Here is a 15,775-nt window from a genome sequence, read left to right as displayed (position 1 = left end):
CCCGGCCACGGCGGCGGTGGGCGGGGAGGCCGAGGTGGTGTGGACGTTCGTCCGGGCCGCCTCGAAGAACCCGGAGGGAGGCGGTTTCTCGACAGGCGGTACGACGACCACCCCGGCGGCGGCCTGGCGGACACAGGCTCGGGAACCCACGGCCCCCTCAAGGCCCTGGCCTGGCAGCAGCCACGACCTTCCCCCTGGGCACAGCGATCCTCACAACCATGCCGCCCCGCAAACGCCCTGAGGGCACGGGGAACTGCGCAACAAACCAGGACGCAACCGCCCTCAGGGGCGCGGGGAACTGCGCGACAAACCACGATGGGCCCGCACCCGCCCACGCACAGAACGCGCACGGCGACACAGCTGCCCCGCCCGCACGGCGACACCCGCAGACAACCGCCCCCAGGGGCGCGGGGAACTGCGCGACAAACCACGACGGACCCGCACCCGCCCACGCACAGAACGCACAGAACGCACAGAACGCACAGAACGCACAGAACGCACAGAACGCACAGAACGCGCAGAGCCGCGAAAGGGCCGCCGTATCCCCCTCGGATACGGCGGCCCTCGGCACAGGCGAGCCCGGACTAGCGAACGCTGCCCATGAGCTCCTTGACCTTGTTGCGGTACATCCATACCGCGACACCGGCGACCACGGCCAGAGTCGCCTCCAGCGCGACGATGCCCGTCTTGTTGAGGTCGACCCCGGCGATGGACAGCAGACCGGTCGTGGCGTCACCCGCGGTGACGGCCAGGAACCAGACACCCATCATCTGCGAGGCGTACTTCGCGGGCGCCATCTTCGTCGTGACCGACAGACCGACCGGCGAGAGCAGCAGCTCACCCACGGTCTGCACGAAGTAGATCGCCACCAGCCACATCGCGGCCGCCTTGTGACCGCCCTCGGCGATCGACAGCGGGGCGAGGAAGAGGAAGAAGGACGCGCCGACCAGGACCAGACCCGAGGCGAACTTCACGATCGTGCTCGGCTCCTTGCCGCGCCGGTTCAGCGCCAGCCAGAACCAGGCGAAGACCGGGGCCAGCGCCATGATCAGGACCGGGTTGACCGACTGGTACCAGGAGACCGGGAACTCCCAGCCGAACACGGTGTTCTCGGCGGAGGAGTCGGCGAAGATCGACAGGGTCGAGCCGCCCTGGTCGTAGATCATCCAGAAGACGGCGGCGGCGACGAAGAACCAGATGTACGCCGACATCGACTTCTGCTCGGTGCGGTCGAGGTCCTTGTCGCGCTTGATGTTGACCAGCACCAGCACCGGGATGATCACGCCGAGCAGGGTCAGCGGGACCAGGATCCAGTTCAGGGTGTAGGAGCCGGAGAAGCCGACGATGGCGTAGAAGACCACGGCGATACCGGCCCAGACGGCGGCCTTGCGCAGCGTGGACGCCTTCTCCTGGGCGGACAGCGGCTTCGGCACGACGCTGGAGCGCTCGGCCAGGTTGCGGCTGCCCAGCAGGAACTGACCGAGGCCCAGGGCCATGCCGAGCGCGGCGAGGGCGAAGCCCAGGTGCCAGTTGACGTTCTCGCCGATGGTGCCGATGACCAGCGGGGCGGCGAAGGCACCGAGGTTGATGCCCATGTAGAAGACCGTGAAGCCACCGTCGCGGCGCGGGTCGTCCGGGCCGTCGTAGAGGTGGCCGACCATCGTGGAGATGTTGGCCTTCAGCAGACCCGAGCCGATGGCGACCAGGCCGAGACCGGCGTAGAAGGTGCCGGAGGCGGGGAGGGCCAGGGTGAGGTGGCCGAGCATGATGACAGCGCCGGCGACGGCGACGGTCTTGCGCGGGCCCCAGACCCGGTCGCCGAACCAGCCGCCGGGCATCGCCAGCAGGTAGACCAGCGAGACGTACACGGAGTAGATCGCCGTGGCCGTGGCCGCGTCGAGGTGCAGGCCGCCCGGGGCGACGAGGTACAGCGGGAGCAGTGCCCTCATGCCGTAGTAGGAGAACCGCTCCCACATCTCGGTCATGAAGAGGGTGGCCAGGCCGCGGGGGTGGCCGAGGAAGGTCTTCTCGGAACCGGGGGTGCCCGGACGGACCGAGTCCTTCGTCAGGCTGGACGCCATGGGTCGTTCCTTGCTGGTTCGGGACGCGCGGGGTGGAGCGTTGCGCGCCCGGTGGGGCGGCCGGCACCGGCGTGATCGGCCCGTCCGCCCCTACGCCCAGGGGGAGTCCGCCCCGGATCACGGGACGGTGGACGGCGACCACCGGGATCCACGCCTCTCGCGCGTTGTCGCGTGATGAGGCCCGGCCACAGGTCATTCCTTTCAGGGCCGGCGGGGGCCGGCCCGCACACAAAAGAGACCCTCGGCGTCGAATGTGGAGCCAAAGGTTTCTGCGGTGCTACAGGCGTTGAATCACCATACGGCAGTCCAGTGCCTGAAATGGAAGGACTTGAGATATGGATCACAGGTGATCAAGGAACCATGGAGCCCAATTCGAATGCGATCAGACGGATCCGAGCCTCAATCATAGGTTCGTACCAAGGTTATGAAAGGAGTGAACCCGTCATTGCGGTACAGATCCAAAGGTAAGAATCCGCCGTGGCGATCTCACCTCGGGGCCGCGACCAGGCGGACTACCATCAGGTCATGACCCGTGTACTGCTCGCCGAGGACGACGCGTCCATCTCGGAGCCCCTGGCCCGCGCGCTGCGCCGGGAGGGGTACGAGGTCGAGGTGCGTGAGGACGGCCCCACCGCGCTGGACGCGGGTATCCAGGGCGGTATCGACCTGGTCGTCCTGGACCTCGGACTGCCCGGCATGGACGGCCTGGAGGTCGCCCGTCGGCTGCGTGCCGAGGGGCAGACCGTGCCGATCCTGATCCTCACCGCGCGGGCCGACGAGGTGGACACGGTCGTCGGGCTGGACGCGGGGGCGGACGACTACGTCACCAAGCCGTTCCGGCTCGCCGAACTGCTCGCCCGGGTCCGGGCGCTGCTGCGGCGCGGTTCCGCGGAGCCGCAGCAGCCGCCGGCGACGCATGGTGTGCGGATCGACGTGGAGTCGCACCGGGCGTGGATGGGCGAGGAGGAACTCCAGCTCACGGCGAAGGAGTTCGATCTGCTGCGGGTGCTCGTGCGGGACGCGGGGCGGGTGGTCACGCGGGATCAGCTGATGCGTGAGGTGTGGGACACGACGTGGTGGTCGTCGACCAAGACGCTCGACATGCATATCTCGTGGCTGCGGAAGAAGCTGGGGGATGACGCGGCCAACCCTCGGTACATCGCCACTGTGCGGGGTGTCGGGTTCCGCTTCGAGAAGAGCTGAGTGCCGCCGGCGGTTGAAGCGTGCCCACCCCCGGGCCGCGGCCGTCCCCTGCTCCCGCTCCCCACAGCCGTTCGCGCAGTTCCCCGCGCCCCTGACGGTGCTTCCTGCAGTCGTTCGGCTGCGGGCGGTGGTGGGCTGTTCGCGCAGTCCCCCGCGCCCCTGATGTGGCGGCCGTCGGCTGTCGGCTGCGGCCTGTCGCGCCCGCGCGGCGGTAGCCGCGGATCGGCTGCCCGACGCGCCGGCAGCCCAACCCCCTAGGGGCGCGGGGAACTGCGCGACCGGCCGACCACGACCCGCACCCGTTCGACGACCGCACCCCAAGGGGCGCGGGGAACTGCGCGACCAGCCCACGAGGACCCGCGGTCGAACGGCGGCAGCAAGCGCTGAAGGGCGCGGGGAACCGCGCGATCTGCCACAAGCGGGCCGCACTCGATCGACGGCCTTGCCCCGGAGGGGGGCGCGGCGATCGAGGGGACCGTGTTGGCAGACTGGGAGTCGTGAAGCCGCTCCCGGAGGACCCGTGCGCCGTCGCCTGATCCAGTCCACCCTCGCCGTCGTACTCGTCGTCATCGCCGTCTTCGGCGTATCCCTGGTGATCGTCGAGACACGGACGATCACCACCACCGCCCAGGAGCGGGTGAACTCCGAGGCCGTACGCCTCGCCGGCATCGTCGACGGCCGCATCCTCGGCGACGAGCAGATCTCCGCGGAGATCCTGCGCGAACAGGTCGGCGACGACCGCTTCGCGGTGATCCGCATCCCCGGCCGGGAGGTCATCGAGATCGGCGACGAGCCCGACGGCGACGTCATCGAGCACACCGCGCGCGGCGAGGAGGGCGAGACGGTCACCGTCCAGGAGCCCCGCTCACGGATCACCCGCGAGGTCGGCCGGACCCTGCTGATCATCGGCGCGGTGGCCCTGCTGGCCGTCATCGCCGCGGTCCTGCTCGCCCTGCGCCAGGCGGGCCGCCTCGCCTCCCCGCTCACCGACCTCGCGGAGACCGCCGAACGCCTCGGCTCCGGCGACCCGCGCCCCCGTCACAAGCGCTACGGCGTCCCCGAACTGGACCGCGTCGCCGACGTACTGGACGCCTCGGCCGAGCGCATCGGCCGCATGCTCACCGCCGAGCGGCGGCTGGCCGCCGACGCCTCCCACCAGCTGCGCACCCCGCTCACCGCGCTGTCGATGCGGCTGGAGGAGATCACCCTCACGGACGACCCGGAGACGGTGAAGGAGGAGGCGACCATCGCGCTGACCCAGGTGGAGCGCCTCACGGACGTCGTGGAGCGGCTGCTGACCAACGCCCGCGACCCCCGCACCGGCTCCGCCGTCACCTTCGACCTCGACGAGGTCATCCAGCAGCAGCTCGCCGAGTGGCGCCCCGCGTACCGGGGCGTGGGCCGCGCCATCGTCAGCTCCGGCAAACGGCACCTCCAGGCGGTCGGCACCCCGGGCGCGGTCGCGCAGGTGCTGGCCGCGCTGATCGAGAACTCCCTGATGCACGGCGGCGGCACCGTCGCCCTGCGCACCAGGGTCACCGGCAACCAGGCCGTGATCGAGGTCACCGACGAGGGCCCGGGCGTCCCGGCCGACCTCGGCGCGCGCATCTTCGAGCGGGCCATCAGCGGCCGCAACTCCACCGGTATCGGCCTGGCCGTGGCCCGGGACCTCGCCGAGGCCGACGGGGGCCGCCTGGAGATGCTCCAGGCCCAGCCGCCGGTCTTCGGCCTGTTCCTGTCCCGCACGGCTCCGTCGAAGACCGAGGAGAAGGCGCCCACAGTGCGCTGAGCGCGGGCGGTCCGGAGCCGGAACAGCCCCCGAGCCCCTCAGACCCGCTGCTTGACCCGCTGCCGTCCCGACCGCGTCTCGCCCGCGGAGCGGTGGGCGGCCCCGCCCGAGCGGGCCCCGGGGGTGCCGGGCGACCCGGCGGCGGTGACCTGCTGCGGCGCGGCCGTCTCCTGCGGCAGGGCCTTGAAGACCCAACTGCGGTAGGACCAGAAGCGGAACAGGGTGGCGACGCCGATGCCGAGGAACTTGAAGACGTTGCTCTGCAGCGGACTGTCCCAGCCGAACCCGTACGTCGCCGCGTACAGCACACCGTTCTCGATGACCAGCCCGATCGCGCTGAACACGATGAACAGGGTCATCTCACGGGTACGGCCGCTCTTGTCGCGGTCACGGTAGGTGAAGTACCGGAACCCGATGTAGTTGAAGACGATCGCCACGACCGTGGCGATGACGCTGGCGCGCACCACCTGGAGGTCGGTGACGCTGCGCACCAGGTTGAACACGGCGAGGTTGACGAGCAGCCCCGCACCGCCGACCGCGCCGAACTTCGCGACCTCCCGGAGCAGGTGGTCGATGCGCAGCCGCAACGCGCCGGGCGGCGCCGAGTGAAGCCCCGAGGAACCACGTCCCATGGCGTTGTAGGCCCCGTCCGTCGGAAATCGTCAACGCAATCATGCTAACCACCCCCCTTTCGTGATCGCCCGCGACCGAGCACACAGGTCGGTCACAGGACCCGCGCGAGGAGCGGAATCCGGCCGTCCCCGCGCGCCGGATACCCTGGGGGCGTGACGTTCCCGGTAGTCGGCATGGTCGGCGGGGGCCAGCTCGCTCGTATGACACACGAAGCAGGCATCCCGCTCGGCATCAGGTTCAAGCTCCTCAGTGACACCCCTCAGGATTCCGCGGCGCAGGTCGTCAGCGATGTCGTCGTCGGCGACTATCGCGACCTGGACACGCTGCGTGACTTCGCGCGCGGGTGCGATGTGATCACCTTCGATCACGAACACGTTCCCACCGAGCATCTGCGGGCCCTGGAGGCGGACGGCATCCCCGTGCGCCCCGGCCCCGACGCGCTGGTGCACGCCCAGGACAAGGGGGTGATGCGTGCGAAGCTCGACGCGATCGGTGTGCCCTGTCCACGGCACCGGATCGTCGCCGACCCGCGGGACGTGGCCGCGTTCGCGGCGGAGGGCGACGGCTTCCCGGTGGTCCTGAAGACCGTCCGCGGCGGCTACGACGGCAAGGGCGTGTGGGTGGTGGACTCCGCCGAGGAGGCCGCCGAGCCCTTCAGGGCGGGTGTCCCGGTCCTCGCCGAGGAGAAGGTCGACTACGTCCGTGAGCTGGCCGCCAACGTGGTCCGCTCGCCGCACGGCCAGGCGGTCGCCTACCCGGTCGTGGAGTCCCGCCAGGTCGACGGCGTCTGCGACACGGTCATCGCGCCGGCCCCGGACCTGGACGAGGCGCTCGCGCTGAAGGCCGAGGAGATGGCGCTCAGCATCGCCAAGGAGCTGGGAGTCGTCGGCCATCTCGCCGTCGAGCTGTTCCAGACCCGCGACGGCCGCATCCTCGTCAACGAGCTGGCGATGCGCCCCCACAACTCCGGTCACTGGACCCAGGACGGCGCGGTCACCAGCCAGTTCGCCAACCATGTCCGCGCGGTCCTGGACCTCCCGCTGGGCGACCCGCGCCCCCGCGCGCGCTGGACGGTCATGGCGAACGTCCTCGGCGGCGACTTCCCCGACATGTACTCCGCGTACCTGCACTGCATGGCCCGCGACCCCAAGCTCAAGATCCACATGTACGGCAAGGACGTGAAGCCCGGCCGCAAGGTCGGTCACGTCAACACCTACGGCGACGAGCTGGACGACGTGCTGGAGCGCGCGCGTCACGCCGCCGACTACCTGAGAGGCACCATCACCGAATGAGCCCTGTTGTTGGCATCGTCATGGGGTCGGACAGCGACTGGCCGGTCATGGAGGCCGCGGCCCAGGCCCTCGACGAGTTCGAGATCGACTACGAGGTCGACGTCGTCTCCGCCCACCGCATGCCGCGCGAGATGATCGCGTACGGCGAGAACGCCGCGGACCGGGGCCTGAAGGCGATCATCGCCGGGGCGGGCGGCGCCGCGCACCTGCCGGGCATGCTCGCCTCCGTCACCCCGCTGCCGGTCATCGGTGTGCCGGTGCCGCTGAAGTACCTCGACGGCATGGACTCGCTGCTGTCGATCGTGCAGATGCCGGCGGGTGTGCCGGTGGCGACCGTGTCGGTGGCCGGTGCCCGCAACGCCGGTCTGCTGGCCGCCCGCATGCTCGCCGCCCACGACGAGGACCTGCTGGCGAAGATGCGCGAGTTCCAGCAGGAGCTGAACGACCAGGCCACCGAGAAGGGCAAGCGCCTGCGCGCCAAGGCCGAGGGGTCCGGCGGCGGCTTCGGCTTCGGGAAGTGACCGAGATGACCGCCCTGGAGGCAGTGCGGGAACTCCTCGCCGAGTTCCCGGTCGTCGACGGCCACAACGACCTGCCGTGGGCCCTGCGCGAACAGGTCCGCTACGACCTCGCCGCCCGGGACATCGCCGTACGGCAGGACGCCCATCTGCACACCGACCTGCCCCGGCTGCGCGAGGGCGGGGTCGGCGCGCAGTACTGGTCCGTGTACGTGCGCACGGACCTGCCCGACCCGGTCACTGCCACGCTGGAGCAGATCGACTGCGTACGGCAGCTGATCGACCGTCATCCGGCGCAGCTGCGGGCCGCGTTCACGGCCGCGGACATGGAGTCGGCGCGCCGCGAGGGCCGGATCGCCTCGCTGATGGGGGCCGAGGGCGGGCACTCCATCGACAACTCGCTGGGCACACTGCGCGGTCTGTACGCGCTGGGCGTGCGGTACCTGACGCTCACCCACAACGACAACGTCGCCTGGGCGGACTCCGCGACGGACGAGCCGAACGTGGGCGGGCTCTCCGCGTTCGGCCGTGAGGTCGTGCGGGAGATGAACCGCCTCGGCATGCTGGTGGACCTCTCCCATGTGGCCGCGACGACCATGCGGGACGCGCTGGACAGATCCACGGCCCCGGTGATCTTCTCCCACTCCTCCGCGCGGGCCGTGTGCGACCATCCGCGCAACGTCCCCGACGACGTCCTGGAGCGGCTGCCCGGCAACGGAGGCATGGCGATGGTGACGTTCGTGCCGAAGTTCGTGCTCCAGGCCGCGGTCGACTGGACGGCCGCCGCCGACGACAACATGCGCGCCCACGGCTTCCACCACCTCGACACCACCCCGGAGGCGATGAAGGTCCACGCGGCCTTCGAGGAGCGGCGTCCGCGCCCGGTCGCCACGGTGTCGACGGTCGCCGACCATCTCGACCACATGCGCGAGGTCGCGGGTGTCGACCATCTCGGCATCGGCGGCGACTACGACGGCACGGCCTTCACCCCCGAGGGCCTCGGTGACGTGTCCAGTTACCCGCGTCTGCTCGCCGAGCTCCACGACCGGGGCTGGTCGAACTCCGACCTCGCCAAGCTGACCTGGCAGAACGCGGTCCGGGTACTGGACGCCGCGGAGGACGTGGCCCGCCATCTCCGGGCCACCTGCTCCCCGTCCAACGCGACGATCGAGTCGCTCGACGGCTGACCGACGTCCCCGGGCGGGGCGGCCGGTGTCCCCGGCCGCCCCGCCCCGCGGCGGTCCTGAAGCGCGGCGGCGGGCGTACCCCCGAACGCCCCGCCCACCAGGAAGGCCCCGGACGTCCGTGCGACGGTGACGGTACGGCGGGCCACGCCGTGATCCCGACGTACGGAGACCGCCATGGCCGACCTCCAGGACGAACTGCACCCCGGCACCGGGATCGCCGCGCTGCCCCTCGCGGAGCCGTTCGACGAACTGGTCGAAGAGCCGTCCGTCAGCGTCCCCGAGGGAGCGCAGCCGCTGGAACAGGCGCACGCCCTGCTGGCCTCCCACCCCGTCGCCGACGGCTACAGCGGCCTGCCCTGGGCGCTGCGGCATCTGCCCTGGTACGACCTCCAGCTCGGGGAGAGCGCGGTCGACACGGATGTGCCGCGGCTGCGGGAAGGCCGGGTCGGGGCGTTGTTCTGGTCGCTGCGACTGCCCGAGGGGCTGGCGGCCGACCGGGCCGTGGGCGCCACCCTGGACCAGCTCGACCTGGTGCGCTCGGTCATCGCCGCGCACCCCGAGGGCCTGCGCCTGACCCGCAGCGCCGGGCAGTTCATCGACGCCCGCCACTGCGGCCGCGTCGCCGTCCTGCTCGGTCCGGCCACGGCCGCCGCGCTGGACGACTCCCTGGCCATCCTGCGCGTCCTGCACCGGCTCGGGGTGCGCGTCCTCACCCTCAGCGGCACCTCCTGGGCCAGTGAGGCCGGTCTGACCCGGTTCGGCGAGGAGGTCGTGCGCGAGATGAACCGGCTCGGGGTCCTCGCCGACCTCTCCGGCGCCTCCGAGGCCACCGTCGCCCGGACGATCGCCCTGTCCAGGACGCCGGTGCTGTGCACCCGCTCCGCCGCCCGCGCGCTGCGCCCCCACCCCTCCAACCTGCCCGACGACCTGCTCGCCGAGCTGGGGGCGGCGAAGGGCCTGTGCATGGTGCCGCTGACGGCCGAGCAGACCGGGCCGACCGTGCGGGACGTCGCCGACCATCTCGACCACGTCCGTGAGATCGCCGGGCCCGAGTGCGTGGGGCTGTCCGGCACCTACGACTCCGGCTCCGCCCACCCCCAGGACCTCGGCGACCCCTCCGGGTACCCGCGGCTCGTCGCCGAGCTGTTCCAGCGCGGCTGGCCCGCGGCCGACATCGCGTTGCTGACCTGGGGCAACGTCCAGCGCGTACTGCGCACCGCCGACTCCGCGGCCCGCGCCGCACAGCATCGCCGTGAGCCGTCGACGGCCAGGATCGCCGAGCTGGACGGCTGACCGCGGGCTCCCGCGCGGCCGGGCGGTTCAGCTCGCGCAGAGACAGAACGGGTGGCCCGCCGGGTCGGCGTACACCCGCCAGCCGCGCGTCCGGTCCTCCGTGTCCAGCGGCCGGGCGCCCAGGGCGAGCACCTCCCGCTCGGCCGCGTCCAGGTCGGGGACGTTCAGATCCAGGTGGAACTGCTGCGAGTGATCGGCGGCCGGCCACCTCGGCGGCACGAACCCCGGTGCCGCCTGGAACGCCAGCGACTGGCCGCCCGGCACCTTCACGTCCACCCACTCGCCCTCGCCCTCGACGCTGCCGCCCAGAACAGCGGCGTAGAACGCGGCGAGCCCGGCCGGATCGGGGCAGTCCAGGACGACGACACCCAGTTCGGCGACAGCCATGACTCCTCCTCGGGAATACGGGGTTACTGCTAGGCGCTGGTAACCGGTAACCGTTACCCCATGCTCCCTCATAAGGGGTAACGTCGCAAGGGAGTATCGGGAGGTAGCGTGCAGCCATGAGCGAGAGATCACCCGCGCCCGGAGGCCTCGCCCTGATCGAGTCCCTGGTCAACACGCTGGACATCGAGTCGGGCGCCGACGCCCTCGACACGGCGGACGGCCGGGCGCGGCTCGGGCTCACCGAGGAGGAACTGCCCCGCGCGCGGGACCTGCGTGAATCGCTGCGGGCGACCCTCCTCGCCCATGCCGGCCACCCGCCGCACGGCACGGTTACCCCGCTCGGCACCCTGCTCACGGGCGCCCCGCTCCTGCTCACCGTCGACGCCGGGGACGGCTCGGCCCGGCTCGCCCCGGCCGACGAAGGACCCCTGCTCTCACGGGTCGCCGCGGCGGTCGCCGAGGCCCTGGTCGCCGGCACCTGGACCCGCCTCAAGGCATGCGAGTCGGACACCTGCCACTGGGCGTACTACGACCGCAGCCCGGCCGGCCGCGGCCGCTGGTGCTCGATGCAGGTGTGCGGAGCCCGCGCGAAGATGCGGCGGTACCGGGCGAAATAGGGGCTGTTGCTCAGGTGGAAAGGGAGAGCATCCGTCGGCCCACCCCGCTCGGCGGCGGCATGATCCGAACGGCGGCCCCCGACCACCGGAACGCAAAGGATCCGTGAGCCGCGTAACGTTCACCGGCCGCGGCGGGGGTGTGTGGGGCAGAATGCGGGAAGACGCCGGTTCGGCCGACTGAGCCTCGGCCGAACCGGCGTCGCCACTTCCGCGCGCGGAACTCAGGCCGTGGGGCGTCCCATCGCCCGGTACGTCCACCCGGCCCGCCGCCACAGCTCCGGATCCAGGGCGTTGCGCCCGTCCAGGATCACCCGCTGCTTCGCCGCCTCGCCCAGCGCGGCCGGGTCCAGCTCGCGGAACTCCCGCCACTCGGTCAGATGCAGCACGACGTCCGCCCCGCGCACCGCCTCCATCGCCGTGTCGGCGTAGCCCAGGGTCGGGAACAGCCGCCGGGCGTTGGCCATGCCCTTGGGGTCGTAGACGGTCACCTGGCCGCCCTGGAGGTGTATCTGCCCGGCGACGTTGAGCGCGGGCGAGTCCCGTACGTCGTCGGAGTCCGGCTTGAAGCTGGCGCCGAGCACCGCCACGCGCCGGCCCAGGAACGAGCCGCCGCCGAGCGCCTCGCGGGCCATCTCCACCATCTGGCCGCGCCGGCGCATGTTGATCGAGTCGATCTCGCGCAGGAAGGTCAGCGCCTGGTCGGCGCCCAGCTCGCCCGCGCGGGCCATGAACGCCCGGATGTCCTTCGGCAGGCAGCCGCCGCCGAAGCCGATCCCGGCGCGCAGGAACTTCCTCCCGATGCGGTCGTCGTGGCCGATGGCCTCGGCCAGCTGGACGACGTCGCCGCCCGCGGCCTCGCACACCTCGGCCATGGCGTTGATGAAGGAGATCTTGGTGGCGAGGAAGGAGTTCGCGGAGGTCTTCACCAGCTCGGCCGTCGGGAAGTCGGTCACCACGAACGGGGTGCCCTCGCCGACCGGCGTCGCGTACACCTCGCGCAGCAGCTTCTCGGCGCGCTCGCTGCGTACGCCGACCACGATCCGGTCCGGGCGCAGGGTGTCCTGCACCGCGAAGCCCTCGCGCAGGAACTCCGGGTTCCAGGCGACCTCGGCGTCCGCCCCGGCCGGCGCGTGCTCGGCCACGTAGGCGGCCAGGCGCTCGGCGGAGCCCACCGGCACGGTCGACTTGCCGACCACCAGCGCGGGGCCGGTCAGATGCGGGGCCAGCGAGGCGAAGGCGGCGTCGACGTAGGACATGTCACAGGCGTAGTCGCCGTGCCGCTGCGGAGTGTTCACACAGACGAAGTGCACATCGCCGAACGCGGCCGCCTCGGCGTAGTCGGTGGTGAAGCGCAGCCGCCCGGACGAGCCCTCGATCCCGGCCACGTGCTTGCGGAGCAGCTCCCCGAGGCCCGGCTCGTACATCGGCACCTCGCCCCGCCGCAGCAGGTCGATCTTCTCCTCGACGACGTCGAGACCCAGCACCTCGAAGCCCAGCTCGGCCATGGCCGCGGCGTGGGTGGCGCCGAGATAGCCGGTGCCGATCACGGTGATCTTCAGGGCCATGGACGCTCCAGGAGTACGGCGAACGGTGATGCGGTGCCCGAGCATAGCCGGGGCTCGGGAAGCCCATTCAGCGGGCACTTTTCCCGCTGTCGCCTACCTCACGTATCCGCCGCGCGAAAGGACGCACTAAAATTGAGTTACTTAACGGTAGTTAGCGTCAGTAGCGTCATTGGAGCGTGAGAGACCTTGGCCGGATCGGCTGACTTCGACCTGTACCGCCCGTCCGAGGAGCACGACATGCTCCGCGACGCCGTCCGCTCCCTGGCCGAGGCGAAGATCGCCCCGTTCGCCGCCGCGGTGGACGAGGAGGCCCGCTTCCCGCAGGAGGCGCACGACGCGCTGGTCGCGAACGACCTGCACGCCGTCCACGTGCCCGAGTCCTACGGCGGCGCGGGCGCCGACGCGCTCGCCACGGTCATCGTGATCGAGGAGGTGGCGCGTGTGTGCTGCTCGTCCTCCCTGATCCCGGCCGTGAACAAGCTGGGCTCCCTGCCGGTGATCCTGTCCGGCTCCGAGGACCTGAAGAAGAAGTACATGACCCCGCTCGCCAAGGGCGACGGCATGTTCTCCTACTGCCTGTCCGAGCCCGAGGCGGGCTCCGACGCGGCCGGCATGAAGACCCGCGCGGTCCGCGACGGCGACCACTGGATCCTCAACGGCGTCAAGCGCTGGATCACCAACGCCGGCGTCTCCGAGTACTACACCGTGATGGCGGTCACCGACCCGGAGAAGCGCTCGAAGGGCATCTCCGCGTTCGTCGTGGAGAAGGGCGACGAGGGCGTCTCCTTCGGCGCGCCGGAGAAGAAGCTCGGCATCAAGGGCTCCCCGACCCGCGAGGTCTACTTCGACAACGTCCGCATCCCCGCCGACCGCATGATCGGCGAGGAGGGCACCGGCTTCGCCACCGCGATGAAGACGCTGGACCACACCCGCATCACCATCGCCGCGCAGGCCCTCGGTGTCGCCCAGGGCGCCCTCGACTACGCCAAGGGCTACGTCAAGGAGCGCAAGCAGTTCGGCAAGCCGATCGCCGACTTCCAGGGCATCCAGTTCATGCTCGCGGACATGGCCATGAAGATCTCGGCCGCCCGCGCGCTGACCTACCAGGCCGCCGCCGCCTCCGAGCGCGGCGACGCCGACCTGACCTACCTCGGCGCGGCCGCCAAGTGCTTCGCCTCCGACGTCGCGATGGAGGTCACCACCGACGCCGTCCAGCTCCTCGGCGGCTACGGCTACACCCGCGACTACCCGGTCGAGCGCATGATGCGCGACGCCAAGATCACCCAGATTTACGAAGGTACGAATCAGGTCCAGCGGATCGTCATGGCCCGCAACCTGCCGTAACCCGGAAGCACCTGCCGACAGCCCCCGCCCGGAACCCCCGGCCGGGGGCTGTCGCATGCCCGTCGGCGCTCCCGCGCCCCGGTCCGGGCACAGGGCAGGATCGGCCAAGTGGCCGACGGCCGCGGCTGATTGTGTCTAGGTTGAGGGCGCGATCCGATCGTTCCCCACCAAGGAGACCCACCTCATGTCCGACCCCCTCCCCTCCCACGACGAAGGCGTCGGCCGGGTGAACCGCCTGCGTACGGACGTGTCCCACTCGGCGCGGATCTGGAACTACTGGCTGGGCGGCAAGGACAACTACCCGGTGGACCAGGAGGTCGGTGACCAGATCCTGTCGTTCGTGCCGGAGCTGCCGCGCTCGGCCGTCGCCGACCGGGCGTTCCTCGCCCGCGCGGTGCGGCATCTGGCCGGCGAGGTGGGCGTGCGGCAGTTCCTGGACATCGGCACCGGGCTGCCGACCGCCGAGAACACCCACGAGGTCGCCCAGCGCGTCGACCCCTCCTGCCGGATCGTCTACGTCGACAACGACCCGCTCGTGCTGAACCACGCCCACGCGCTGCTCACCAGCACCCGCGAGGGAGCCACCGACTACATCGAGGCCGACGTCAACGACCCCGAGGCCATCCTGCGCGGGGCCGCCGCGACACTGGACCTCCAGCGCCCGGTGGCGGTCACCATGCTGGGCATCCTCAACTTCGTCATGGACACCGGCGAGGCCGCCCGCATCGTCCACCGGCTGCTGGACGCCCTGCCCTCCGGCAGTCACCTCGCGATATCGCACCCCACGACCGAGGTCGACGGCGAGGCCATGACCCAGGCCGTCGAGTACTGGAACAGCCAGGGCTCCGCGCCCATGACCCTGCGCACCCGCGACGACCTCGCCCGCTTCTTCGACCACGTCGACCTGCTGGAGCCCGGCATCGTCAGCTGCTCCCGCTGGCGGCCCGAGCCGGGCGCCGAGCCGGTCCAGGTCACCCACTTCGCGGGCGTGGGGCGCAAGCCGTGAGCCCGGCCGGCCCCCCGACGGCCACGGCGTTCGACACCGCGGAGCGGCGGATGTGGGCCGGGCGCGCCGAGGCCTACGGCTCGACCTTCGCCCGGCTGTGCGCGCACCCGGTGCCGGAGCTGCTGGACGCGGCGGGCGTCGGCGCTGGGACGTACGTCCTGGACGTCGGCACCGGTACGGGCACGGCGGCCCTGGCCGCCCGGCAACGCGGCGCCCGGGTAAGGGCGGTGGACGCCGAGCCCGCGATGGCGGCGGCGGCCCGCGCCCGGGGCATCCCCGCCGAGGTCGCCGCGCTGCCCGAACTGCCCTTCGCGGACGGCGAGTTCGACGCGGTCGTCGGCAACTTCGTGCTCAACCACGTAGGCCGCCCGCGCACCGCCCTCGCCGAACTGCGCCGCGTGCTCAGGCCCGGCGGGCGCCTCGCCCTCACTCTGTGGAGCACCGGGCGGCAGGCGGGCATGGAGCTGTACGGCCGCGCGCTGGAGGCCGCCGGTGTGGTGCCGCCGCCCGGTCTGCCGCGTCTGGAGGCCGCGGAGGACTTCACGCGCACCCCGGACGGTGTCGCCGCCCTGCTCGCGGAGGCGGGCTTCACCGGCGCCGCCTGCGCCGAGACCCGCTTCGAGCACCGCGCGGGCGTCGAGGAGTGGTGGGCCGCCGCGACCTCGGGCCTCGCCACGATCGGCCTGATCGTCACCGCCCAGGACACCGCGACCGTCGCCCGCGTCCGCGCGGAGTACGGCCGGATCGCCGCGGCCGGATACACCGACGCCCGCGGCGAACTGTCCCTGGAACACGGGGCGCTGCTCGCGCGGGCGACGGCGTAGGGCGGGTCCTCTGCCGGACCGGTCACCGGTCCGTCA

At 71.6% G+C, this 15,775-nt stretch carries 14 protein-coding genes; 10 read left to right on the top strand and 4 right to left on the bottom strand.

What is annotated here, in order from left to right; all coding sequences use genetic code 11:
- Nucleotides 1-584: 584 nt before the first annotated feature.
- Complete coding sequence (locus ACFYR0_RS22900; RefSeq protein ID WP_389330983.1) at nucleotides 585-2,081, bottom strand: oligopeptide:H+ symporter; 1,497 nt, start codon at nucleotides 2,079-2,081, stop codon at nucleotides 585-587.
- A gap of 525 nt (nucleotides 2,082-2,606) precedes the next feature.
- On the opposite strand from ACFYR0_RS22900, the gene ACFYR0_RS22895 reads away from it, so the two are divergent.
- Nucleotides 2,607-3,284: a response regulator transcription factor gene (locus ACFYR0_RS22895; RefSeq protein ID WP_386379116.1), complete on the top strand. Its 678-nt coding sequence runs from the start codon at nucleotides 2,607-2,609 to the stop codon at nucleotides 3,282-3,284.
- A gap of 520 nt (nucleotides 3,285-3,804) precedes the next feature.
- Nucleotides 3,805-5,073 carry an ATP-binding protein gene (locus ACFYR0_RS22890; protein ID WP_389330980.1) on the top strand — a complete coding sequence of 423 codons (1,269 nt, stop codon included), beginning with the start codon at nucleotides 3,805-3,807 and terminating at the stop codon, nucleotides 5,071-5,073.
- Nucleotides 5,074-5,111: 38 nt separating this feature from the next.
- Here the strand turns inward: ACFYR0_RS22890 and ACFYR0_RS22885 are convergent, their stop codons facing one another.
- On the bottom strand, nucleotides 5,112-5,705 hold the full coding sequence (locus ACFYR0_RS22885) for a GtrA family protein (protein WP_389330977.1): 594 nt from the start codon (nucleotides 5,703-5,705) through the stop codon (nucleotides 5,112-5,114).
- 153 nt (nucleotides 5,706-5,858) lie between these two features.
- On the opposite strand from ACFYR0_RS22885, the gene ACFYR0_RS22880 reads away from it, so the two are divergent.
- The 4 genes from ACFYR0_RS22880 to ACFYR0_RS22865 all read left to right on the top strand — a co-directional run bounded on the left by ACFYR0_RS22880 (nucleotide 5,859) and on the right by ACFYR0_RS22865 (nucleotide 9,996).
- Nucleotides 5,859-6,998 (top strand): 5-(carboxyamino)imidazole ribonucleotide synthase, encoded by a 1,140-nt coding sequence (locus ACFYR0_RS22880; protein ID WP_389330974.1) that lies wholly within the window; start codon nucleotides 5,859-5,861, stop codon nucleotides 6,996-6,998.
- Nucleotides 6,995-7,519 carry a 5-(carboxyamino)imidazole ribonucleotide mutase gene (gene purE, locus ACFYR0_RS22875; protein ID WP_386379121.1) on the top strand — a complete coding sequence of 175 codons (525 nt, stop codon included), beginning with the start codon at nucleotides 6,995-6,997 and terminating at the stop codon, nucleotides 7,517-7,519. The genes ACFYR0_RS22880 and purE overlap by 4 nt, the downstream gene beginning before the upstream one ends.
- Before the next feature lie 5 nt (nucleotides 7,520-7,524).
- Nucleotides 7,525-8,703: a dipeptidase gene (locus ACFYR0_RS22870; protein WP_389331353.1), complete on the top strand. Its 1,179-nt coding sequence runs from the start codon at nucleotides 7,525-7,527 to the stop codon at nucleotides 8,701-8,703.
- A 174-nt stretch (nucleotides 8,704-8,877) separates the two neighbouring features.
- Complete coding sequence (locus ACFYR0_RS22865; protein WP_389330971.1) at nucleotides 8,878-9,996, top strand: dipeptidase; 1,119 nt, start codon at nucleotides 8,878-8,880, stop codon at nucleotides 9,994-9,996.
- A gap of 27 nt (nucleotides 9,997-10,023) precedes the next feature.
- Here ACFYR0_RS22865 and ACFYR0_RS22860 read toward each other — a convergent pair whose 3' ends face one another.
- On the bottom strand, nucleotides 10,024-10,383 hold the full coding sequence (locus ACFYR0_RS22860; protein WP_386379123.1) for a VOC family protein: 360 nt from the start codon (nucleotides 10,381-10,383) through the stop codon (nucleotides 10,024-10,026).
- A gap of 116 nt (nucleotides 10,384-10,499) precedes the next feature.
- Here ACFYR0_RS22860 and ACFYR0_RS22855 point away from each other — a divergent pair, with 116 nt between their 5' ends.
- Nucleotides 10,500-11,000 carry a CGNR zinc finger domain-containing protein gene (locus ACFYR0_RS22855; protein WP_389330969.1) on the top strand — a complete coding sequence of 167 codons (501 nt, stop codon included), beginning with the start codon at nucleotides 10,500-10,502 and terminating at the stop codon, nucleotides 10,998-11,000.
- Nucleotides 11,001-11,221: 221 nt separating this feature from the next.
- Here the strand turns inward: ACFYR0_RS22855 and ACFYR0_RS22850 are convergent, their stop codons facing one another.
- The gene (locus tag ACFYR0_RS22850; RefSeq protein ID WP_389330967.1) at nucleotides 11,222-12,565 is read right to left on the bottom strand and encodes a UDP-glucose dehydrogenase family protein; all 1,344 of its coding nucleotides are present in this window, start codon (nucleotides 12,563-12,565) and stop codon (nucleotides 11,222-11,224) included.
- Nucleotides 12,566-12,751: 186 nt separating this feature from the next.
- Here ACFYR0_RS22850 and ACFYR0_RS22845 point away from each other — a divergent pair, with 186 nt between their 5' ends.
- From ACFYR0_RS22845 to ACFYR0_RS22835, 3 genes are all read left to right on the top strand, one after another.
- Complete coding sequence (locus ACFYR0_RS22845) at nucleotides 12,752-13,909, top strand: acyl-CoA dehydrogenase (RefSeq protein ID WP_389330964.1); 1,158 nt, start codon at nucleotides 12,752-12,754, stop codon at nucleotides 13,907-13,909.
- Nucleotides 13,910-14,093: 184 nt separating this feature from the next.
- Nucleotides 14,094-14,915, top strand: coding sequence for an SAM-dependent methyltransferase (locus tag ACFYR0_RS22840; protein ID WP_389330961.1), 822 nt, complete (start codon nucleotides 14,094-14,096; stop codon nucleotides 14,913-14,915).
- 50 nt (nucleotides 14,916-14,965) lie between these two features.
- Nucleotides 14,966-15,739 carry a class I SAM-dependent methyltransferase gene (locus ACFYR0_RS22835; RefSeq protein WP_389331350.1) on the top strand — a complete coding sequence of 258 codons (774 nt, stop codon included), beginning with the start codon at nucleotides 14,966-14,968 and terminating at the stop codon, nucleotides 15,737-15,739.
- Nucleotides 15,740-15,775 lie beyond the last annotated feature (36 nt).

Source organism: Streptomyces sp. NPDC005017, from assembly GCF_042873115.1.
In the GTDB taxonomy this organism is placed as follows: Bacteria; Actinomycetota; Actinomycetes; order Streptomycetales; family Streptomycetaceae; genus Streptomyces.
This window is presented reverse-complemented; position numbering and strand designations above follow the sequence as displayed.